Annotated in this window: 19 protein-coding genes and 1 pseudogene; 9 read left to right on the top strand and 11 right to left on the bottom strand. The window is 63.8% G+C overall.

Features of this window, described 5'->3' with window-relative positions:
- A pseudogene (locus AWB82_RS36815) lies at positions 1-153 on the bottom strand (1,2-phenylacetyl-CoA epoxidase subunit PaaA); the annotation flags it as partial.
- A 322-nt stretch (positions 154-475) separates the two neighbouring features.
- Positions 476-790: a DUF4148 domain-containing protein gene (locus AWB82_RS24085; RefSeq protein WP_086971688.1), complete on the bottom strand. Its 315-nt coding sequence runs from the start codon at positions 788-790 to the stop codon at positions 476-478.
- Positions 791-1,193: 403 nt separating this feature from the next.
- Here AWB82_RS24085 and AWB82_RS24080 point away from each other — a divergent pair, with 403 nt between their 5' ends.
- Positions 1,194-1,520 carry a DUF4148 domain-containing protein gene (locus tag AWB82_RS24080; protein ID WP_086971686.1) on the top strand — a complete coding sequence of 109 codons (327 nt, stop codon included), beginning with the start codon at positions 1,194-1,196 and terminating at the stop codon, positions 1,518-1,520.
- 293 nt (positions 1,521-1,813) lie between these two features.
- Here AWB82_RS24080 and AWB82_RS24075 read toward each other — a convergent pair whose 3' ends face one another.
- Positions 1,814-2,938, bottom strand: coding sequence for a hypothetical protein (locus tag AWB82_RS24075; protein ID WP_096031456.1), 1,125 nt, complete (start codon positions 2,936-2,938; stop codon positions 1,814-1,816).
- 825 nt (positions 2,939-3,763) lie between these two features.
- Here AWB82_RS24075 and AWB82_RS24065 point away from each other — a divergent pair.
- Entirely contained in the window at positions 3,764-5,344 is a 1,581-nt protein-coding gene (locus AWB82_RS24065; protein WP_235023418.1) for a hypothetical protein, read from the top strand.
- Positions 5,345-5,347: 3 nt separating this feature from the next.
- Here the strand turns inward: AWB82_RS24065 and AWB82_RS24060 are convergent, their stop codons facing one another.
- The gene (locus AWB82_RS24060) at positions 5,348-5,734 is read right to left on the bottom strand and encodes a hypothetical protein (RefSeq protein ID WP_086971682.1); all 387 of its coding nucleotides are present in this window, start codon (positions 5,732-5,734) and stop codon (positions 5,348-5,350) included.
- Positions 5,735-5,897: 163 nt separating this feature from the next.
- Here AWB82_RS24060 and AWB82_RS24055 point away from each other — a divergent pair, with 163 nt between their 5' ends.
- Positions 5,898-6,656 carry an SDR family NAD(P)-dependent oxidoreductase gene (locus AWB82_RS24055; protein WP_086971680.1) on the top strand — a complete coding sequence of 253 codons (759 nt, stop codon included), beginning with the start codon at positions 5,898-5,900 and terminating at the stop codon, positions 6,654-6,656.
- Between the two features lie 106 nt (positions 6,657-6,762).
- Here the strand turns inward: AWB82_RS24055 and AWB82_RS24050 are convergent, their stop codons facing one another.
- From AWB82_RS24050 to AWB82_RS24035, 4 genes are all read right to left on the bottom strand, one after another.
- Positions 6,763-8,010: a porin gene (locus tag AWB82_RS24050; protein ID WP_086971679.1), complete on the bottom strand. Its 1,248-nt coding sequence runs from the start codon at positions 8,008-8,010 to the stop codon at positions 6,763-6,765.
- A gap of 588 nt (positions 8,011-8,598) precedes the next feature.
- A complete protein-coding gene (locus AWB82_RS24045; protein WP_086971678.1) occupies positions 8,599-8,871 on the bottom strand; it encodes a hypothetical protein in 273 nt (90 codons plus the stop codon).
- Between the two features lie 74 nt (positions 8,872-8,945).
- Positions 8,946-10,103: an aromatic ring-hydroxylating oxygenase subunit alpha gene (locus AWB82_RS24040; RefSeq protein WP_086971696.1), complete on the bottom strand. Its 1,158-nt coding sequence runs from the start codon at positions 10,101-10,103 to the stop codon at positions 8,946-8,948.
- Between the two features lie 138 nt (positions 10,104-10,241).
- Complete coding sequence (locus tag AWB82_RS24035; protein ID WP_086971676.1) at positions 10,242-11,162, bottom strand: LysR family transcriptional regulator; 921 nt, start codon at positions 11,160-11,162, stop codon at positions 10,242-10,244.
- Positions 11,163-11,259: 97 nt separating this feature from the next.
- Here AWB82_RS24035 and AWB82_RS24030 point away from each other — a divergent pair, with 97 nt between their 5' ends.
- On the top strand, positions 11,260-12,189 hold the full coding sequence (locus AWB82_RS24030) for a DMT family transporter (RefSeq protein WP_086971674.1): 930 nt from the start codon (positions 11,260-11,262) through the stop codon (positions 12,187-12,189).
- Positions 12,190-12,230: 41 nt separating this feature from the next.
- Here the strand turns inward: AWB82_RS24030 and AWB82_RS24025 are convergent, their stop codons facing one another.
- Positions 12,231-12,878: a DUF938 domain-containing protein gene (locus AWB82_RS24025; protein ID WP_086971672.1), complete on the bottom strand. Its 648-nt coding sequence runs from the start codon at positions 12,876-12,878 to the stop codon at positions 12,231-12,233.
- Between the two features lie 456 nt (positions 12,879-13,334).
- On the opposite strand from AWB82_RS24025, the gene AWB82_RS24015 reads away from it, so the two are divergent.
- The 3 genes from AWB82_RS24015 (at position 13,335) to AWB82_RS24005 (ending at position 16,499) form a co-directional block, all read left to right on the top strand.
- A complete protein-coding gene (locus tag AWB82_RS24015) occupies positions 13,335-13,901 on the top strand; it encodes an ankyrin repeat domain-containing protein (RefSeq protein ID WP_086971668.1) in 567 nt (188 codons plus the stop codon).
- 146 nt (positions 13,902-14,047) lie between these two features.
- Positions 14,048-15,226 carry a hypothetical protein gene (locus tag AWB82_RS24010; protein ID WP_086971667.1) on the top strand — a complete coding sequence of 393 codons (1,179 nt, stop codon included), beginning with the start codon at positions 14,048-14,050 and terminating at the stop codon, positions 15,224-15,226.
- Positions 15,227-15,257: 31 nt separating this feature from the next.
- Entirely contained in the window at positions 15,258-16,499 is a 1,242-nt protein-coding gene (locus AWB82_RS24005; RefSeq protein ID WP_086971665.1) for an MFS transporter, read from the top strand.
- 60 nt (positions 16,500-16,559) lie between these two features.
- Here AWB82_RS24005 and AWB82_RS24000 read toward each other — a convergent pair whose 3' ends face one another.
- Positions 16,560-17,942: an FAD-containing oxidoreductase gene (locus AWB82_RS24000; RefSeq protein ID WP_086971663.1), complete on the bottom strand. Its 1,383-nt coding sequence runs from the start codon at positions 17,940-17,942 to the stop codon at positions 16,560-16,562.
- Between the two features lie 243 nt (positions 17,943-18,185).
- Here AWB82_RS24000 and AWB82_RS23995 point away from each other — a divergent pair, with 243 nt between their 5' ends.
- Entirely contained in the window at positions 18,186-19,499 is a 1,314-nt protein-coding gene (locus tag AWB82_RS23995; RefSeq protein ID WP_086971695.1) for a cation:proton antiporter, read from the top strand.
- Positions 19,496-20,110, top strand: coding sequence for an AAA family ATPase (locus tag AWB82_RS23990; protein ID WP_407643038.1), 615 nt, complete (start codon positions 19,496-19,498; stop codon positions 20,108-20,110). The genes AWB82_RS23995 and AWB82_RS23990 overlap by 4 nt, the downstream gene beginning before the upstream one ends.
- Here AWB82_RS23990 and AWB82_RS23985 read toward each other — a convergent pair.
- Positions 20,107-21,216 (bottom strand): saccharopine dehydrogenase family protein, encoded by a 1,110-nt coding sequence (locus AWB82_RS23985; protein ID WP_086971661.1) that lies wholly within the window; start codon positions 21,214-21,216, stop codon positions 20,107-20,109. The genes AWB82_RS23990 and AWB82_RS23985 overlap by 4 nt on opposite strands.
- Positions 21,217-21,315: the final 99 nt, after the last annotated feature.

Genomic DNA, 21,315 nt, shown 5'->3' with positions numbered 1-21,315 from the left:
GCGATACGCCTCGGGCATGAAGTCCTGCGGCTCGATCTTGCCGTCGGCCTGCATGATCGCGTCGAAGCGGGTCTGGTTGGCGCAAGCGGTGGGGTTTGTCGCAGAGTCGCCGGGGTGGGCCGGGCTTGGGATATCGAGGGATTGGGTGTACATGCGGGGCTCCGCCGTCTTTTTTGAGATGCGATGGAGCGAGTATAACTATTAACCGACCGGACGGTTGATTAATTATGTTTGCGACTTTCTCGCCGCGAATAGCATCGCGTTAACCCTGGATCTTCGCCTTAGTCGAAGAGCGCTGAGACGCAAAAAAGCCCAGCCGAAAACCGGACTGGGCAAAACCACCGGCAATCCGGCGGCGGAGGTTGCTTCACGTTCGCGTCACTGACGGCGAGAAGCGCATTTTGAGTTCTGTATGCAATCGACCAGAGCGCGCACGTTATGCGAGCCGATTACCGATTACCGATTACCGATCACGTTATTGCCCGAAGAACAGGCCTTGTGCATCGACCCGCTTGCTCGCGCGGCCCGATTGCCCCGCTGCGCCGGTCGACGAACCATATCCTTCCGCCCTCGCTTGAGCGATGCGCACGTCGTCGACGCGCACTTCGGCTGCCCGGAGTTTCGCCGGATAAGACGCGTCTTCCGCAACGGGCGAATAACCCGCCCTTTCGAGTTGAACGAGTTCGCCGCGAACCTCGGCGCGGCTCAGCGCCGCGCTCGACTGAGCGAACGACGCGAATGGTGCGGACAGGACTGCGACTGCGGTGACTGCGATGACCCACGATTTCATGATCGACTCCCCTGTTATTCGATGCACCCGGCGCCTGAAGCTAAGAGAGACTGGCCGAGCGCGACGACGCAGAGTTTAGATCCACGAGCAGCCACGATAATTCGCCGCGACGAAGAAGCATCGTTACGAAATTGGCAATAACAGGTCGTATGCAGCTGCATCGATAAATGCGGTGCAACGCCGGAACATCTGCACGGGCCATCCGCGAGCCTGCCACCATCGCCATCGCGCGGTTACTTTCGCGAAATGCAACGATGCGTCCGCGAGATTATTTCGATATCGACAAAGATCATTCAACGGAAACGAGAATGATCTTCGGGAGCCGCGTCTTTACACTCCGTTCACAAGCTGCTTAACACGAAACCGGCAGCACGATCAGAAATCCGAATCGGAGGTAGTTACCATGAAGACGTTCATTTCCGCAGTCGCCGTCGCCGCTGCTCTCGCCGTTCCCGCCCTCGCGTTCGCACAGCAATCGGATGCGCCGCTCAGCCGCGCTCAAGTCCGCGCCGAACTCGTTCAACTGGAAAAGGCTGGCTATAACCCGAACATCAGCGATCCGTCGTATCCATCGAATATCCAGGCAGCCCAAGCCCGCGTGAGCGCGCAGCAGATCGCGCAAGCGCCGACGCAATCGAGCGACTATGGTTCGGTCGCCAATGGCTCGTCGCAATCGGGCCGTACGACCGGCGCTCAGTCGCGTGCGCTCGGCACCTACTTCGGTCAGTAAATAGAAAGTAGAAGTGCCGGCTGCAACGCAAAGGGCGACATCCATGCGATGTCGCCCTTTGCTTTTGCATGCGGAATACATCATGCGTTATGGCATTTTGCATGATGTATACAGGATGACGGCGGCGGATGATGCACCAAACCACGCCGACCCGATGTCGCGTGAAAATCTGCTGCTACTAGAAACCCATTCGAGCTACTGTACGCGATCTGGCCGTAGCCGTTCATCGAGCCATTGTTGTCACAGCCTCTCATCCATGAACGCAGACGAAGGACCGCGACTCGCCCACCCGTTCAGTTCGCCGGAATGGTAACGACCGGCGACTTCGACGTGTCCGTGACTTCCGCGAGCGCCATCAGGTTTTGCACGACCGTGAACGCGTATTTCGAATCGAAGTCGCCCCGATCGATCCAGTAGTTGGCCTTGTCATACAGCACGCTCACGTATGCGTCCTTCGGCACCTTCTCACTGACCTTCACGACGATGGTCGGCCGCGTTTCCCCCCCTATCAACCCGATGCTCGGCTTAGTCGCGCCGTTGCCCACCTGCTCGTCAGGCACGGCGATTTGCGCGCCGAGATCGGTGAGGATGCCGAGCACCGAGCGCGTGACCATCGGAATGCGGTTTTGATCCGACGACTGACCGTAGACGATCTCGTAAGTCTTCATCTTCGGCGATAGGTGCAGCAGCTTTCTGACGAGCGTGAGATCGTCGACGACCGCTTTGTTCGACCCGCTGCGCGTCGCACCGAGCGTGATGAACACACCGCCCTTGTCCGCGCTATTAGCCTTGGTCGTCTTGGCGCTCTTGTCGGTCTTGCCGCTCTTGTCGTCATCCGCATTGCGCGTTTCGATGTTCAATTCGCCCGCGAGTTGCAACCTGCGCAACACCCGCAGTAGCTGAAAAAACTCGGGCGACCCCGCTGCGTTCGGCCCGCCCAGCGCGGTGCCATTCTGCAAGCCGCTGATCGACTGCGCGGTGATGCGCAACAACAGGTCGATCGGAATGCCGCTTTCGGCGAGCGGCATCACGAGCGTCGGCGAAAGCGGCCGGATATAGGCGCTCGCATAGGCATCGCCGGTGGTCGGCGTGAACGTGAAGGTCGGATGATTCGAGTAGGACACGCTGCCTGTCGCCAGCGCGTAGTTCGGCTGCGCGCCGGAGCCGGCATTGACCGAGAGGCCGCCCGTCGTATCGAACGTATAGGCTGCGATGATGCTGCTCACCGTGAGGAACGACGGCGCGTCCGCGAAGCGCAATCCGACAATCGCGGCCAGAATTTCACGCTTCTTAGCATCGCCGAGCGCCCGTGCGTAGTCCACCTGATCGGCCTTCAGGCGACTTGGGCCAATGCCCGCACAGCCCGCCGCTAAAAAGGAGACAGAGAGAATCGCGGTCGATAAGGCTTTCCTTGTCATGGGTTTGTATGAGGGTAATGAGGAGGAGGATCGTCGGCACATCGCCGCGGAGCACCAGGGCCGGGGTCGCAAATTTCATACCTTTGAGCACGAACGATCTCATCCGGCGCGTTGCACGCCGGTCCTCCTCAGGCCGCAAACAACGTCAGATCATGAAGCGCCGTGTTGCTGCGCTTTCGACTGTGCGTGTCTTTTCTGCGCGGGCTCTTGAGCGATGTGTCGGCTCGCTTGCGCGTGTTGCGCGACAAGCGCATCGAGCCGATCCTGCGCGAAGCGTGGGCCGTCGTCGCGTGCGAAAACCGGTGCGGCAAGCGTGGTCGCCGCAAGGACGACTACAGTGGCGAAAGGCGTTCTTTTCATGATTCACCCCGCGTTTGAGCGCGGCGCGCCCCGTGCGCCGCTGCTCGACTAGCATCGCACATCGACGTAAAAGCCGTGTGGCGCGCGTTCGCCTCGTCGCGTTCCGGACCCCTCGCTTTTCCGCCAAAATCCAGCGCGCTTTCGCATGAGCGGCGCTTTGCGCCTCCGCGTGCTTGCGAAGCGCGCGCGGATTACCTATTCCTTATCTGGAGGCGTCTTTCGTCATACCGGCGACGCGCTATCGAAAACAGCACCGGCTCGATAATTCATTCAGCAATCCAGATCAAATGATGATCCGTAAATTCACACGCGCACGCCGTTCAAAATCGACACTTGTCATTCGTCTATCAGACGTTTGGGACGCAAACGACTATTAGTTGCATGTGAAACCATCTGCCCGATGCGCACGGCTCGGGCCGACGTCCGCCCGCAGCCTGAGCTCCGCCCGGACATGAGGAGACCGGCATGAGCTCACCTACGACGACGGATTTCTCCGCACACGCCGCGCGTGACGGCACCGACGACGACGCGAACGACGACAACTTTAGCGACGGCCAGCCCGGGCCGCGCGCTCAGGCCGATATCGCCAAATGCGAGGCACTTATCTCGCACGCGGCCGAAACCGGCACCGTCCTCGACGAATCCGATGTCGCTGCCGTGCGCGGCGCGCGAGCCGCCTTCGATCAGGGCATCTGGAGCCGCGCGATCGGCAGCGCGTTCTATGCCGCGATGGGCCGCATCGCGGCATCCGTGCAGTATCCCGGGCGGCGTATTGCCGACGATCTCGACCACTGTCGCGACATGGTTTCGTACGGCGCGCAGAACGGCAAGCCGCTCGACGAGCACGACATAGAAGCGATGTCGAAGGCTCGCGCCGCGCAGCAGGATCACACATGGAATCCCGAGATCGAGAGCGCGTTTTACGCGGCGATGAGCCGGATCGCGCACGCGGTGACGCCGGTCGTCGCGGAGACGGCGGGCGACCAGGCGCGGCAAGGCGCGCGTCGCGCGATCCGCATCTACACGCGCTCGGCCATCGCGTTGACGCTGCTCGTCGTGTCGCTGTCGTGTCTGCTGTTCGTCGCGAATCAGGTGTCTACGGATATCGCCGTCGTCGTCAAGTCCAACGATGCCGCCGCGCTCCTCTTGCACAATCAGTTGCAGGCGCACGCAGTCGCAATCGCGGATGCTGACAGGCAGAAGGACGCGGCCGCCGTAATCGCGCTACAAAACTCGCAGCCCGCGTTGCAGATCAAGGAAGAGCTACAGAACTTCGCGACGAACAACCGGCAGCTTTTCGCCGATGTCTCGCGCATCAGCGCATTCACGACGAGTCTCGGCCTCGGCGCGATCCGCAGTCCCTATAAAGCGCCCTGCGACGCCGAAGAAAACGTGCTCAATTTTCAGGGCGCATATCGCACATCGCATTCGCCGAAGTATTACGGCGGCAAAGTGGCGAGCGGCGACTGGCAGTGCAATCCCGATGTCGCGCGCAAGGTGCTGGAGATCACGCTGCCGCTGCTCGCGAAGCCCAACGCCGAACCGGGCGACGCGCATCCACCGACCGATCTCGACGCCGTTGCGCAGGGCTTTCAGAAGATCGCGGTCTATCAGGACATTCGCGCGATGGCGCTCTATGCGAACGACATCATCTTGTCGATCGTCGGCGCGGTGACGGGTTTTCTGCTGCCGGTGCTCTATGCGTGGCTCGGCGCGTGCGCCGCGATTCTGCGGCAACTCTCAGCCGATTCGGCCGCCAGCACGTTCCATCCCGAGCATTCGAAGGTCGCGAATCGCGCGCATGTGACGAGCGCGATCATCGTCGGAATTTCGATCGGGCTTTTCAGCAAGCTGCTGGAAGGCGGCAAGGACGTGTCGCCGCTCGCGATCGCGTTCGTTGCGGGCTATGCATCGGACAAGTTCTTCTTTTTCGTCGACAGGCTCGTCGGCGCGATGTTTCCGCCGCGCGCCGATATCCCCGCGACGAAGGGCGCCACGACCGCGACGCCGGCCAAAGCGCCCATCGGGAAGCCGCCTGGCATCTGATCGCTAGAAAAGATGCGGTGGCCTGCGGTCGGTCATGTCGCGCGGCAAGGTCTCGTCGAGTTCGAACTCGACGCCCGGGTAATCTTGCAGACGGCCGCTCACTTCGGCTTCGCGCTCGCTCGTGAACAGGCCGTCGAGATAATCGAACGACAGCTTGCCGACGAGCGCCTTCAACGCAAGCTCGGCGCTGCGCTTCGGCTCCGTGGCGATCTCGCCCGAATCCATGCAGGCGCGGAACTGACCGTTTTTTGAATCCATTGCGCCGATGTCGATCACTTTGCCGTCGACGTTCTGCGCGAGCACGCGCTGCTCGACCGCGAAAAGCCTGAACGGGCGTTCGAGACTCGCGCGCGACTCCGAATTGCTTTCCTTGCTTTCATGATTGGCCATGGTGCGGTTCTCCGGTATGTGCATCGATCGCCACCATGCAGCAAGGGCCGCGCCCGCCGTCTGTGCATTGCAGCATCGACGCGCCTTTCCTGCGCGCGTCGCGCCGTCCTACATTGAACCAATCGGCCACGCAATAAAAGGAGACGTCACCGTGAATGGAACCATGAGCGGCAAGATCGCGGTCATCACCGGCGCGAGCCGCGGACTCGGACGCAACGCCGCCCTGAAGCTCGCGCAGGAAGGCGCCGGCGTGATCGGCACCTACAACCGCAACGCGGACGCGGCGCGCTCGCTCGTCGATGAGATCGCCCAATCCGGCGGCAAGGCGGCCATGCTGCCACTCGACGTCGCCCATTGCGACACCTTTGCCGCTTTCGGCGACGCGCTCTGCAAAACGCTCGAAGACACGTTCGAGCGCGAGAACTTCGATTTTCTCGTGAACAACGCCGGCATCGGCATTCACGCGCTCTTCGCGGAGACGACGCCCGCGCAGTTCGACCAACTCGTCGATATCCAGTTGAAGGGGCCTTTCTTTCTGACGCAGACGCTCCTGCCCTTTCTGCACGAGGAAGGCGCGATTCTCAACGTGTCGAGCGGGCTCACGCGTTTCGCGTTGCCGGGATTCGCGGCATATGCCGTGATGAAAGGCGGAATCGAGGTGTTCACCCGCTATCTCGCGAAGGAACTGGGGCCGCACGGCATCACGGTGAACACCATCGCGCCGGGCGCGATCGAGACCGACTTCGGCGGCGGCGGCGTGCGCGACGATCACGAGACCAACCGGTTCATCGCGGACAACACGGCGCTCGGGCGCGCGGGTTTGCCGGACGATATCGGCGGCGCAATTGTGTCGATGCTTTCGGACGGCAATCGCTGGATGACGGCGCAGCGCGTGGAGGTATCGGGCGGCATGTTCATCTGACGCTGCGCACCGCGCCGCGTGTGGACAAAAAAACCGGACGCCGAGGCGTCCGGTTTTTTGCATGCAACATGCGTAATGCTTAATGCGTCTTGCCGCAGTGCGTCGCTTAGAAGCGGTGGATGATACCCACGCCCGCAGCGAACATGCTGCGCGATGCCGACGGCGCGCTCTGGAAGCCATCGCCGATCGTTGCGTTCGCCGACGTCTGGGCATTCGTCGACGTGTTCGTCGGAACAGCCAGCGTGTTGCCGTTCGCGCGCTGGAATGCTTCCAGTGCGTACAGGCCCGTGCGCTTGGACAGCGAGTAGTACTGCGAGAGGTTGAACTGGTGGTACGAAGCCGCGTCGTTGACGCCGTTCGCCTTGCTGGCCCACGTATAGCTGTAGCCCGCCGCGAAGTCCCATGCCGACGTCGCCTTCCAGTGCAGCACCGTGCCGGCCGTGTTGAACACGGCTTCGTCGGTGAATCGCGAGTTCACGCCCGGAATGTACTGAACATTCGTGTATGTGACCGAGATGTCCCACGCGCTGTTGAACTGGTAGCCACCCGCAACGGCAAGGCGCTGCTGCGCCTGGGCGCGCTGATAACCCGCCGTCACCGCCGACACGCCCGGCTGACCGCCGCCCGTCGTGCTCGTCGTATCGTTGATGGTGGTCGACTGACCGCTGTAGATGCCGCCGCCGTTGGCCGCGTTGTTGATGCGCGAGAACGCCACCGCACCACCGATCGGGCCTTGCTGATACTGGAGCGCCGCCGACCAGGTCGAGCCTTGGTACACGCTGTCAGGCACGCCAGCGAACGAGTACGAGCCGCTCACCGTCACGCCATAGAGCTTCGGCGACGTGTAGACGATCGAGTTGTTCGCGCGGTAGATCGTGTCCAAACCGTCCAGATCGCCCGGGTGCGCGCCGAAGTAGCCGGTCAGCCAGTTCGTCGGGCTATACGGCGAAAGCAGCGTGTAGTACGAGGTGTACTGGCGGCCCGCGGTCAACGTACCGTAGGCGGGGTTCGTCAGGCCGACCCATGCCTGGCGGCCGAACATCGCGTTGGTAAATTGCTGTTGCCCACTGTTGATGTCGAAGCCCGATTCCAACTGGAAAATGGCCTTGTTGCCGCCACCGAGATCTTCAGCGCCCTTCAAACCGAAACGGCTGCCGGCCCAGATGCCCGACGCGGTCTTGATGTTCGAACGGCCCGGATTCGTCTTGGCCAGATTGGTCTGGCTGCTCTGATAGACGATCGAATCGTCGACGATACCGTACAGCGTGACGCTGCTTTGCGCGAACGCCGGTGCCGCGGCTGCGAACGCCGTGGCTGCGACGATGGCTGCTTTGGTCATCGTGAAACCCTTCATTTTTTCTCCTCAATCGGTGGGCAATTTGCTGGCGTGCGAGTCTTGGAACCGGTGCCGCCGTGGCAACTTCGTTATGTTTCAACTCGTAACTTTTATCGCTGGCAAGTGTATGGTTTACAGACCGAATGGGAAAGAAAGACACATTTTGGTGTCGTTTTTTTTCACTGTCTGGTTAACCAGTATTTTCTGGCTCGCAGATATTGGGCAACCAGTCTTGAAACTGACAGAAAGCTGACGTCAATGTGGCCGTACCACGGCTTCAGCGAGACCGGGCGATGGCGCCGCAGCTAGATCGAAAAAGAGATTCCGCCGCCAGGCAACGACGAACAGCCTTGCTGGACAAGGCTCGCGTTAATCCTGCGCTGCAGGCCTGCACGCTGTTTTCGGGGTCTGAACAAAGAGAAAAGCACGAACGACCATCGGTAAAAACGTCCGATGGCCGTTCGTGCTCTTTTTAGATGATGAGCGTCCGCGCTACGTCGAGATTGTTCTGACATTTACCCGACGATGTGCCGACGTCAAATTGACATCGGGCGAACGCTTGCAAGCTTGCGCCGCCCGATCGATCGAATCGATCGATGAGATTTCTTAGTGCTCGATCTTCCCGCGCAGTTCGCGCGCCGTTTCGAGCAGACCTTCATAGCCCGAACGCGCATGCGCGGGCAGGTCCGGATCGCCGACGAGCGCGCCGAGCGTCTCGATGATGCTGTACAAAATGCCCTTCGCCGCGCCGGCCGCCATCTTGCCGGCGGCATAGGATTCGTCGACGTGCGAGATGGCCGCGTCGAAATGCTCGACTTCCGGATGCGCCTCTCCGATTCCCGATTCGTCGTCGCCCGGCTTGGTCGGGTCGCTGTTCATGGTGATGATCCTCCGTAGGTGGTTTCTGTTCTGTGTATAGCGCCGCGGCGCGAAGCGTGCAATCCGCTCGCGCCTCAGGATGCGGGTAACTCCTGCACCGGCTGTATGAAATGCACGCGCCGCGTGTCGCCCGTGTTCCGGCCCGTGCCGTGCGGCACGCCGCGCTCGATCAAAAGCGCGCGCAGTTCGTTGATGACCGGAAACACCTCGTGATTGTGATCCGCGCCCTGCCGGTCGTGCGCCTCCTGTTCGCGCTCGACGATCCAGCGATCTTCCTTGAAGATGCGCTCGGTGAACCACACGAGCAACGGCCACGCGGCATCGAGCAGGCCGGGAATCTTCGGGCGGCGGATCGACAACAGGCCGAACGTGCGGTTCGTGCGCTGCTCGGCGTCGAGCGGCACATAGGCGATCCACAGGTCCATCACCATCGTGTCGTCCTTGGTGCGGATCTTGAGCGTCTGATACGGGTATTCGGTGCGAATCGTCATCACGTCTTTCTGATCGGCGTCGGGCTTCGCGTCACGCTTTTTCCCGAAGACGAGCGCCTCGCCGATCGGCTGCTTGCCCGCCTCCCGCGCGAAGACGTAGTCGACTTCGATCCAGTCGTCACCGCGCCGTCTGCCGAGCGAGCGAGCGCGCATGCTGCCCATTTGCCGCCGATGCAGGAACTGATGGTTCATGTCCATCAGGTTTTCGTGCATGAAGGAATAGTGGCACTTCACCGCGCGGCCGAAGCGGCGGGTTTTGTACGCGCGATCGGTGGCGGAGCCGAGCTCGGGAAACTTCGCGGTCTCGGCGAGCGCCGGGTCGCCCGTGAACACGAACACGAGCCCGCCCGCCTCGCGGCACGGATACGCGCGCACGCCGTTGGGCAGGCGCTCGCGTCCGAGATAAGGGATGTCGGTGCAGCGGCCGGTGCAGTCGTAAGTCCAGCCGTGATAGCAGCAGCGGATCGATTCCCCGTCGACGACGCCCGCCGACAGTGGCACCTGCCGATGCGCGCAGCGGTCTTCGAGCGCGAACACCTTGCCCGACGCGGTGCGCACGAGCACGATCGGATCGCCCGCGAAACGCACGCCATGCGCATGACCGGCCTTGATCTCGCGCGACCACGCGAGCGGAAACCAATGATCGGGGTGAATGTCGACGCGGCGCAGATCACGCGGTGGCCTGGCCGATGTATCGATGGAACCGCCTTCCTGCTCGTCTTGCGGCACTGCTGCGTGCATGTACGACGCCTCCGGTGAAGGGAGATCGGTTTGAACGCCGCTTTTCACGCGGCGCAATGAACGACCATTCGCAGTCTACACGGCGTCGTTCGTTTCGGCGCGCGTCGGATCAGCGTGGTTCGCGGCTGCGCGCAAACGTCACGTTTGCCGACCGAGATGCGCGTGCAGATGATCGATCAGCACGCGCACCTTCGCCGGCAGAAAGCGATTGGGCGGATAAAGCAGCCACACCGGCCCCTGATACGCGCGCGCCTGCATGTCCCAGTCCGCGAGCACGGGCTGCACGCTGCCCGACGCGAGTGCGTCGCGCGCGGCGAATTCCGGCAGCGCCGCGATGCCGAGCCCGCCTTCGGCCGCTTCGAGCCGCGCGCCCGCGTGATTCGCGATATAGCGTCCCCGCACCGCGACCGTCATCGTTTCGCCGTCTTTGCTGAAGCGCCAGCGATGATCGTCGGCGGTTTCGCCCAGATGGATGCAATCGTGATGCGCGAGCTCGCGCGGATTGAGCGGCGCGCCGCGTTCGCGCAGATAGTCCGCCGATGCGCACAGCAGCCAGCGCACGCGCCCGAGCGGACGCGCGGCGAGTCCTTGCGGCGGATGACTCGTCGCGCGAATGACGAGATCGACATCGCTGTCGAGCGGATCGATGTCGTGATCGGTGAAGACGAGCTGCAAATCGACATCCGGATAGGCCGCGAGAAACGCCGGCACGAGCGGGTGAATCACGGATTTCGCATAGGCCGTCGGCGCCGACAACGCGACGCGGCCTTGAGGTTTGCCCGCGTCCCGCCCCGCCGCATCGACCGCGCCGGACGCGGCCGCGGCCATGTCGCGGCAGTGCCGATAGACCTGAAGCCCCGACTCCGTGACGCGGATCTTGCGCGTCGAGCGCTCCAGGAGACGCGTGGCGAGCGCTTCTTCAAGACGTTTGATCTGGCGGCTGACCGTCGACGGCGTGCTGCCCAGTTGCCGCGCCGCGACCGAAAAATTGCCCGCATCGACGACGCGTGCGAACACGGCCATGTCGGGCATCAGATCGAAGAGATCGGCTGGATTCATTTGTGCGTTCGTGACAAGAAAGCTGTGCGCCGGGACCCGATTATCGCGTCGGCCGCATCATTCGACAATGATGGCTCTCTCGCACCGGAGCCGACGCATGACCATCGAATCGCCCGCACGACGCCTGCTTCCCCTGTCCGATTTGCTGCTCTTCGCCGTCGCGATGGTGTGGGGCAGCAGTTACGGCGTCGTCAAGACCGCGCTCGCGTTCTATCCGGTGCTGGCGCTGCTCGCGCTGCGCTTCGGCATCACGTTCTGCCTGCTCGCCGCGAACTTGCGGCATCTGCGACACGCGAACGCGGCGACGCTTCGCGGCGTGCTCGTCCTCGGGCTGCTGCTGCTTGCGATCTTTCTCGCGGAGACGTTCGGCGTCCTCCACACGCGCGCCGCGAACGCCGCTTTCCTGATCAGCTTGTGCGTCGTGCTGACGCCGCTCGTCGAATGGGCGCTGCTCAGACGGCGTCCGGGCGCGGCCGAGTGGCTCGCCGTGGGTGTGTCGTTCGCGGGCGCGTGGCTGCTCGCGAGCGATGGCGCGCTGGCCTTCGACTTCAATTTCGGCGACGGGCTCATCCTCGCCGCCGCCGTGCTGCGCGCGGTATCGGTCTGCGCGACCAAGCGCGTGTTGCGCGCGGCGCCGCTGCCAGCGCTCACGGTGACGGCGGTGCAGGCGGGCGTGGTTGCTTCGGGCAGCGCGGTCATCGCCTTGATGTTCGCGCCCTCGCAATGGCAGCCGTTGCCCGCGCTCGCCGGTCACGGCATGTTCTGGGGATCGGTGCTGTATCTCGTGTGCGCGTGCACCCTCTTCGCGTTCTTCGCGCAAAACTACGCGATCGGCCGCAGCAGTCCGACGCGCGTCTCGCTCTTGATGGGCAGCGAGCCCGCGTTCGGCGCGATGTTCGCGAGCGCGTGGCTCGGCGAACATGTGTCGACGGCGGGCTGGATCGGCGGCGGGATGATCGTCGCGGCCTCGCTGATGGCGACCGTGCCCTGGCGCGACGTGTTCGCGGCGCGCCCGAGCGAAGCGTGAACGTGAATTTGAATGTGAACTTGAAATGAGCGCGGCCTTTCCTACGGGCGCTTCTCGAACACCACACTAAAGTTATTGGCCGGCATCGCGACCGTCTCCACGAGCGTCAGCCCGGCCTTCTCTCCAAGCGCCTCGACCGCTTCCATGTCGCGCACGCCCCAGCCCGGATCGCGCGCGCGCAGTTGTCGATCGAAGGCTTCGTTGCTCGGCGCGGTATGCGCGCCGTTGCGCCGATACGGTCCGTAGAGGTACAGTACGCCCCCCGCGTCCAGGCGCGCGCCGGCACCGCGAAAGAGCGCCTCGGCGGCTTCCCACGGCGCAATGTGAATCATATTGATGCACACGATGGCCGCCGCTTTCGCAATGCCCCAGTCGTCGCTGCGCACGTCGAGCGCGAGCGGCGCGTTCAGATTCGCGAGCCCCGCATGGGCGCGCCACGCGGCGATGGAATCGCGCGCGTCCGGATCGGGATCGCTCGGCTGCCAGACGATGTGCGGCAGCGCCGCCGCGCAGTGCACGGCGTGCTGTCCGGTGCCGCTCGCGATTTCCAGCACGACGCCCGTTCGTGGCACGACGCGCATGAGGACCGACAGAATCGCATCGCGATTGCGTTCGGCGGCGGGCGCGCGGCGGGGCACGGCGATGTCGGGAGGCGGCGTATCGCCGGAGCCGGATGATGTCGGGTTCATATGCGATGGCGCGTGCGTGCGCGTGGACGGTGAAAGTCGCGTCGAGACTAGCGGGACGCGCGAACCCGCGTCAAGCGCCGCGCTCGCGGAATGCGAAGCGCACCGGATGGCGCGATTCGTGCTGCCGATTCGTGCTGCCGGTTCGTGCCGCCGGTTCGTGCTGCCGGTTCATGCTGCCGATGCGTGCCGGTTCGTGCCGCCGATGCGTGCCGGTTCATGCCGGTTCGCGCCACGCGGCCGGTCCGAACGCGCGGAATGCAAGCAAACCTGTGTATGCTCCCGGTTGATCCCGCGTCCGTTTTCGCATTTTGCATGCATGCGACTTGCATTCCGAATGCCAGATTGAAGGCATTTCGAACGCATGCAAAATACCGGCGCTGCATGACGCCGAGCGCACCGGTTGCATCCCGACAAACTCAGGTCAGCGCACGCGGCGCGATCGAAATGGAGTGAATCATGCAGCACGATCCGAAGCAGCACCCGCCGAAGCAATCGGGCGACGGCCCCGACGACGACATGATCGCGTTCGCGAGCGAGGTCTTCGATGTCGCCCGCCGCGGCGACGCCACGATGCTCGATGCGCTTCTGAACAAGGGCCTGCCGCCGAATCTGCGCAACGACAAAGGCGACAGCCTCGTGATGCTCGCGAGCTATCACGGCCACGCCGACGCCGTGCGCGTCCTGCTTCAGCACGACGCCGACGCGAATCTGCGTAACGACAATGGTCAGACGCCCATCGCGGGTGCAGCGTTCAAGGGCTTTCGCGACGTCATCGAAACGCTGCTCGAACACGGCGCGGATGTCGAAGGCGCATCGCCCGACGGACGCACCGCGCTCATGATCGCGGCGATGTTCAACCGCGTCGAGATCGTCGAATTGCTGATCGCGCGCGGCGCCAATCCCGATGCGCGCGATGCGGGCGGCTTCAGCGCACGCGACGCGGCCGAGAAGATGGGCGCGCCCGACACGGCGGCGCAACTCGCGAAAGCATCGAATGGGCATACGCGGCCACCCGAAGCATGAAAGCATTCGATTGGCACAATGCACTTTGCATGCATGATTCAATCCGCTGAACGAACGACGCTTGACGCACGTCGAATCGAACTGACAAGCACCGATCCAACAACAAGCCACACAAGTAGGTGACTCGGAACCATGGAGCTTTTGCGATGACAGGCGGTATCTCGCATCGGGGTGATGCGTCGCCGATCGGCCTTCACGCGCCTGGGCGAGCGTGTCGGGTGGACAGCGCCTTCAATGCCGCGACACGTCTGCTGCTGGGCGTGGCCACGCTTATCGTCGCCATCGTGCGAACGTTGCGCGCGCTGCGCCTCACCGCGAGCGTGCCGATCACCGCCGCGTTCGCGCTCTCCGCATGCGGACTGATGCCGCAGCAGGTGCCCGCGCCGATCGTCGAGCACTCCTATATCCCGTCGCCGGACGAGACCGGCTCCGCCGAGCCCGAAGAGCCCCTGCCCGCCGTGCAGGCGCCGGAGCCCGCGTCCGCCGTGAAGCCCGCGCCCGCGCCCAAACCCAAGCGCCGCGTCGTCAGGCCAAAGCCGCCGGAGCCGGCCGTCACGCCGCCGCCGGAACCGCCCGAGCCGCCGCCTCCGCCGCAGATCATCTCGACGCGCATCATGCAGCACGACCAGTTGCACGGCCTGCTCGATGCCGAAGTGCAGCGTCCCGACGGCAAGGTCGTCGGCCGTGCGGTGGATATGTACGTCGACGGGTCCGCGAAACCGAAGCTCCTGATGGTGAATCTCGCGGGCTTCCTCGGTGTCGGCGACCGCAAGGTCAACTTTCCTTGGACGGACTTCCGCTTCACGCCGAACTCGAAGACCGCGCCGATCACCTTCGTACCGCCGCCTCCGCCGGCCAAGGGCAAGCCGGCCGATCCGGTGCCGAAGCCGCAACCCGTCGCGGAGGCGCCCGCGAATCTCATGCAGCTCGTCGATGCGACGGTGGCGCAAAGGAACGGCGCGCGCATCGGACGCGTGGTGGACGTGCTCGTCGACGCCCAGGCTCAACCCCAGGCGCTCGTGCTCGATCTCTCCAGTTCGCTCGCGGGCGACAAGCGGCATGTCGCGGCCAACTGGAGCGACCTGCACGTACTCTCGCGCAACAAGCAATGGCTACTGCAAATGGACTTCAACGACGCGCAATTGAAGGCCGCGCCGACCTACTCGCCCGAGCAACCGATCAAGATCGTGTCGCCCGTGGTGCCTGCGCCGGCTGCGGCTGCGAGCGCGGCGTCGGCGACGGCTTCGTCGGGCGCGGCGAGCGCGGCGGCTTCAGGCGCGGTGCCGGCGCAAGCGCCGGCGTCGGGCGCGCGGCAGACGAGATAGCGGATAACGACATCGATAACAGAATCACAATATGGTAATTGCACGCAGTCTGCGCGCGCTCGACTGGCTGAACTTCTTCGTCGCCAACGTGCAGACCGGCTTCGGCCCTTTCATTGCTTCGTACCTCGCGGCCAACAAGTGGACGCAGGGCGAGATCGGCCTGATGCTTTCCGTCGGCACGATCAGCGCGATGGCGAGCCAGTTGCCGGCAGGCGCGCTCGTCGATGCAATGCGCAACAAGAAGTTCGCCGCGCTCTCCGCGATCGTCGCGATCATCGTGAGCGCGCTGTTGCTCGCCGCGAGCCCGACGTTCGTCCCGGTTTTTGCGGCCGAAGTGCTGCACGGCTTCGCGAGTTGCATGCTCGTCCCGGCGATGGCGGCGATTTCGCTCGCCCTCGTCTCACGCGCCGATCTCGGCGACCGGCTCGGCCGCAATGCGCGCTGGGCGTCGATCGGCAGTGCGCTGACAGCGGCGCTGATGGGCGCGTTCGGCGAGTATCTGTCGCTGCGTTCGGTGTTTTTCCTGACGGCCGCGCTCGCGGTGCCGGCGATCTTCGCGCTGCGCATGATTCACTACGATATGCTGCCCGTCGTGCCGCGCGCATCGCCCGGCAAGTCCAAGCTCACGCCCGAGGGCGAGGAGCGCGAGTCCTTGCGCGAGCTGCTGAAGGACAAGCGCCTTTTGATTTTCGCGGCGTGCGTGGTGCTCTTTCACCTGGCGAACGCGGCGATGCTCAATCTCGCCGCCGGCGAAGTCACCGCGCACATGGGCGACAACGTTCAACTCGTGATCGCGGCGTGCATCATCGTGCCGCAATTCATCGTCGCGGCCATGTCGCCGTGGGTCGGGCGGCAGGCGCAAAAGTGGGGGCGTCGGCCGGTGCTGATCCTCGGCTTCTGCGCGCTGCCGATTCGGGCGATTCTGTTCGCGGGCGTGAGCAGCCCGTATCTGCTGGTGCCGGTGCAGATGCTCGATGGCATCAGCGCGGCCGTGTTCGGCGTGATGCTGCCGCTGATTGCTGCGGATGTCGCGGGCGGGCGCGGGCACTACAACCTGACGATCGGGTTCTTTGGGCTTGCCGCGGGCGTCGGGGCGACGCTTTCAACGGCGGCTGCCGGCTTCGCCGCGGATCGCTTCGGCACGGCGATGAGCTTCTTCGGTCTGGCCGGAGCCGGCGCGCTCGCGGTGTTGATGGTGTGGCTCGCGATGCCGGAGACGCGTGTCGAGCATGTGGTGAAGGAAGATGAGGCCAAGCCGCCGGTGAAGGTTTGATCGGTTGTCCGTGCTTCGATGACCGCGTGCGCTACACCGAAACGACGAGACAAAATCACCTCACCGCAAGGGCTTCAACCCTTCAAGCAACGTCGGAATCAACTCACTCACCGTCGGATGAATATGCATCGCCCGCTGCAACGTCGTATAAGGCGCATCCGCATTCATGATGTCGATGAACGTATGAATCGCTTCATCGCCTTCGATGCCGTAAATCGCCGCGCCTAAAAACCGCTGCGTGCGCGTATCCACGAGCGCCTTCATGAAGCCATCGGTTTCGCCGCGCTCGCGGGCGCGCCCGACGCGCGACATCGGCATCGTCGCGATGAGCGCCTCGCGTCCGTCCTTGCGCACCTCTTCCTCGCTCATGCCCACGCGCGCGAACGGCGGATCGACGAACACCGCATAAGCCATGATGCGCGTATCGACGCTGCGCGTTTCACCGTCGAGCAGATTTGAAGCGATGATCTCGTAATCGTTCCACGACGTATGCGTGAAGGAGCCGCGCCCGTTCACATCGCCCAACGCGTACACGCCATTCGCCTTGGTGCGCAACTGGCCGTCGACATCGATCATGCCGTGCCTGTTCACCGCGATGCCCGCATGCTCCAGGCCCAGATCGTCGGTGTTCGGCGTGCGACCCGTCGCGAACAGCAGATGCGATGCGTCGATGACTTCATCGCCGCTAACGATGCGCACGCCACGCGCGATCGGCTCCACGCGCGAAGTCTCCGCGCCGAAGCGAAACTCGATGCCCTCACGCACGAACACGTCCTGCATCGCGCGGGCGACGTCCTCGTCCTCGCGCGTCAGAATCCGTTCGCCGCGCACGAGCAAGGTGACGCGGCTGCCAAAGCGCCGGAACATCTGCCCGAATTCGAGCGCGATATAACTCGCCCCGACGATCACGAGATGCTCGGGCACTTCGGTCAGTTCGAGAATCGTCGAGTTGGTCAGATACGGCACGCGTTCGAGCCCGTCGACCTTCGGCACCACCGCGCGCGTACCCGTGTTGATGAAAACGAGATCGGCGTCGATCTCTTGCGTCGAACCGTCGCTCGCTTCGACGGACAGCGCGCGCGGTCCCGTGAAGCGCGCGTGCCCCTGGAACACGGTGAGATTCTTCGTCCCGCGCAGCCACTTTTCGATGCCCGTGCGCGAGCCGCCGATCACCTCGTCCTTGCGCGCCTTCACACGCGCCATGTCGATGGTGATGTCGCCGCCGATCATCACGCCATACTGCGCCGCAGTGCGCGCGACATGCGCGGCCCGCGCGCTCGCGACATAGGTCTTCGTCGGCGTGCAGCCGACGTTCACGCAGGTACCGCCGAACAGATGCCGCTCGATCACGGCTGTGCGCTTGCCGCTCTGCGCGAGCCGCGCGGCAAGCGGCGAACCGCCCTGTCCCGTGCCGATGACGACCGCATCGAAGTGCTGTGACATGTTGGATTCTCCCCGGTACTTTGCATGCACAACGCAAAAGACCGTGCGAATGAAGCGGATGATGAATGGCGTTGCCGCAATCGAAATGCATATTACGCGCAAGTCGGCGAGCAGGCAGCGACCCTGCCCGAAGCGCGCTTTTCGGACACACGGGCACGGCGCGTGCTGCGGTTGATCCGGGCGTCCCGCGTATCGCGGCGCGCGGTCCGCTCAGCCATCAGCATACGAAGTCCCAAGGCATTCATGATCGAGACGATCTGGTTTCTCGTCGTAGGCGGCGTGCTCATTTTCATGGGCCTCGCCAGTTCGACGTTCAAGCGCCTGCCGATCAGCACCGCGATGTGCTACCTCGCGATCGGCTTTGCGATAGGTCCCGGCGCGGCCAATCTGCTGACGCTCGACCTCGCGAGAGACGCGACGGTCCTGAGACGCATCACCGAAGTCGCGATGCTCGCGTCGCTCTTCGCCATCGGTCTGCGGCTGCGCGTGCCGCCCACCGACCGCATCTGGATTCTGCCGATCCGCCTCGGCTTCGTCGCGATGGTGCTCACCGTCGCCGTGCTCACGCTCTTCGGCGTCTATGTGCTCGGGCTCAGTTGGGGACCGTCGCTGCTGCTCGCCGCGATGCTCGCGCCGACCGATCCCGTGCTCGCCCATGACGTGCAGGTAGAAGCGCCCGGCGACATCGATCTGCTGCGCTTTTCGCTGACGGGCGAAGGCGGACTCAACGACGGCATCGCGCTGCCTTTCGCGCTGCTCGGCATCGCGGTGTGCCGCTTCGAGGCGACGCCGAACGAGGTGTTGCACTGGGACTTCGCGTTGCAGGCGATGTGGGGCATCGCGGGCGCGCTCGTAAGCGGCTGGCTGCTCGGCGCGCTCTCAGTGCGGCTCGTCGCCTATCTGCGCACGCGCCACGGACAGGCGCTCGGGCCGGAAGGCTTCTATGCGCTCGGGCTCATCGCGTTGTCGTACGGCGTCGCCGAATTGCTGCACACATACGCGTTTCTCGCGGTCTTCGCCGCGGGTCTCGCCATGCGCCGCGTCGAGCAAAAGGCAAGCGGCGACAAGTCCGCTCGCCAGGCGGTCGGCAATATCGATGCGGACGACGTCGGCGCCGCCGCGGCCGATCCCGAACGCGCGCACGCATTCATGGCCGAGCGCGTGCACGGCTTCACGATCGAACTGGAACGCATCGCCGAAGTGGCGATCATGTTGATAGTCGGCGCCGTGCTCGCGACGATGTGGCGCGATCTGTTCACGTGGCGGTCCTGCGCGCTCATCGTCGCGCTCTTTCTGGTGTTGCGGCCCGCGGCGGTCGAAGCGTCGCTCATCGGTTCGCAGGCGACGAGTCCGCAGCGACGCCTCATGAGCTGGTTCGGCATACGCGGCATCGGCTCGTTCTATTATTTGCTCTATGCGCTCGAACATGCGCCGCGTGATGCGGCCGGGCCGCTCGTGCCGCTCGTCATCGCGACCATCGTCGCTTCGGTTATCGTGCACGGCATCACCGCGACGCCGCTCATGAACCGGTATCGGCGCGCGCGCAACGATGAATGAACTTCGCAACTTCTTTCGAGGATCGATCCGGCGTGAAGCATCTGATTTTCTTTTGCGGTCATGCCGGCACCGGCAAGACGACGCTCGCCAAACGGCTCTTCGCGCCGCTCATGCAGACGACCGGCGAGCCCTTCTGCCTGCTCGACAAGGACACGCTCTATGGCGCTTATAGCGCAGCGGCGATCGGCGCGCTGACCGGCGATCCGCACGATCGCGACAGCCCGCTTTTCATCGAGCATTTCCGCGATCCGGAGTATCGCTGTCTCGTCGATACCGCCGCCGAGAATCTCGCGCTCGGCGTAAGTGTCGCGGTCGTCGCGCCGCTGACGCGCGAGGTGCGCAATGCACGCCTTTTCGATCGCGCGTGGCTCGGCATCGCCGACGATGTCGCCATTCGCGTCGTCTGGGTACACGTGGATGAAGACGTGGCGCGCGAGCGCATCGTCGCGCGTGGCGATCCGAACGACGCCTACAAGCTCGCGCATTGGGAGGAATATCGCGAGCGCCTCTTCTTTCCCGATGAAGCGCTCGCCCGGACGCTCGTGATGTTCGACAACACGACGCCGACCGATAAGGCGCGCGATGAACTGCTCGCGCGCCTGACCGGTTAAGCCGCCGCGAGCTGACGAGCCGTCGCCACCGCGTTTGCGCCTTCGTACAGCTTGCCGAAGCGGTTGTTCAGGAACGCCGCGAGCGGCACCTGCTCCTGACGCACGAAGCCGCTTTGCGGCAGCACGCCTTCGCGGAAGAGATCGAGCTCCGCGCAAATCGCGCCGGCGGTCGTGATCTGGATCGCGCTCATCGGCACGCCGCACACCTCCTTCGCGAAAATCTTGCGCGTGAACACGTCCTGCACAAGCTGCCCGCGCCGCATGCCCGTCACGGTGACGAAGATCAATACGACGTCCTGCGCCGTGGACGGCACCGCGCGTTTGAGCATCGTCTTGAGACCGTCGCGGTCGGTGGACATGCGCAGATCGTCGAGCAGGAACTTCATCAGATCGCGATGCCCCGGATAGCGCACCGATTTGTAATCGAGCGTCTCGACCTTGCCCGCGAGCGTTTCGCAAAGCGTGCCGAGTCCGCCGGACGTGTTGAACGCCTCGTACTCGATGCCATCGAGCGAAAAGTGCTCGACACCTTCGAGTGGCTGCACCCATTGCGTGCGACCCTCGCGGATCGCCTCGCACGGCTGGCAATACTCGTTGATGAGGCCGTCGATGCTCCACGTGAGGTTGTACTTGAGCGCGTTGGTCGGAAACTCGGGCAACGCGCCGACGCGCATCGCAACGATGCGCACATCGTCGAGACGCTTCGCCAGGTCGTGCGCGACGATACCGATGAAGCCCGGCGCAAGACCGCATTGCGGCATGAACGCGAGTTCGGAATCGTCGGCTATCGCACGGATCGCGTGCGTCGCGCGCACGTCCTCGGTCAGGTCGAAGTAATGCACGCCCGCCGCTTTCGCCGCAGACGCAACGTTGATCGCGAGGTAATACGGTAGCGCGTTGATGAGCGCATCGAAGCCGATCAATGCCTGGCGAAGCGCGGGCGTATCGGCGGAATCGACGCGGCGCGTCGGGATGCCTTGCGCATCGAGGAGCGCGAGCGCGTGTTCGTCGCGATCGAACGCGACAACTTCGAAATCCCCCGTTTCACGCAGCAAATGGGCAATGCTCTGACCGATCAATCCGGCGCCGACGAGGGCCACTTTCATATTCATCTCCTTTATGTGTGCGTTTGGCCGATCCACTTCCTCACACAGTTTAGGAGCGCGCGAATACTGATCCTAGACGCAAAATGATGCGCTTCGACG

This window comes from Caballeronia glebae, from assembly GCF_001545035.1.
Taxonomy (GTDB): domain Bacteria; phylum Pseudomonadota; class Gammaproteobacteria; order Burkholderiales; family Burkholderiaceae; genus Caballeronia; species Caballeronia glebae.
The sequence above is the reverse complement of the archived record's forward strand: the minus strand, read 5'-3'. Positions and strand labels throughout refer to the sequence as shown.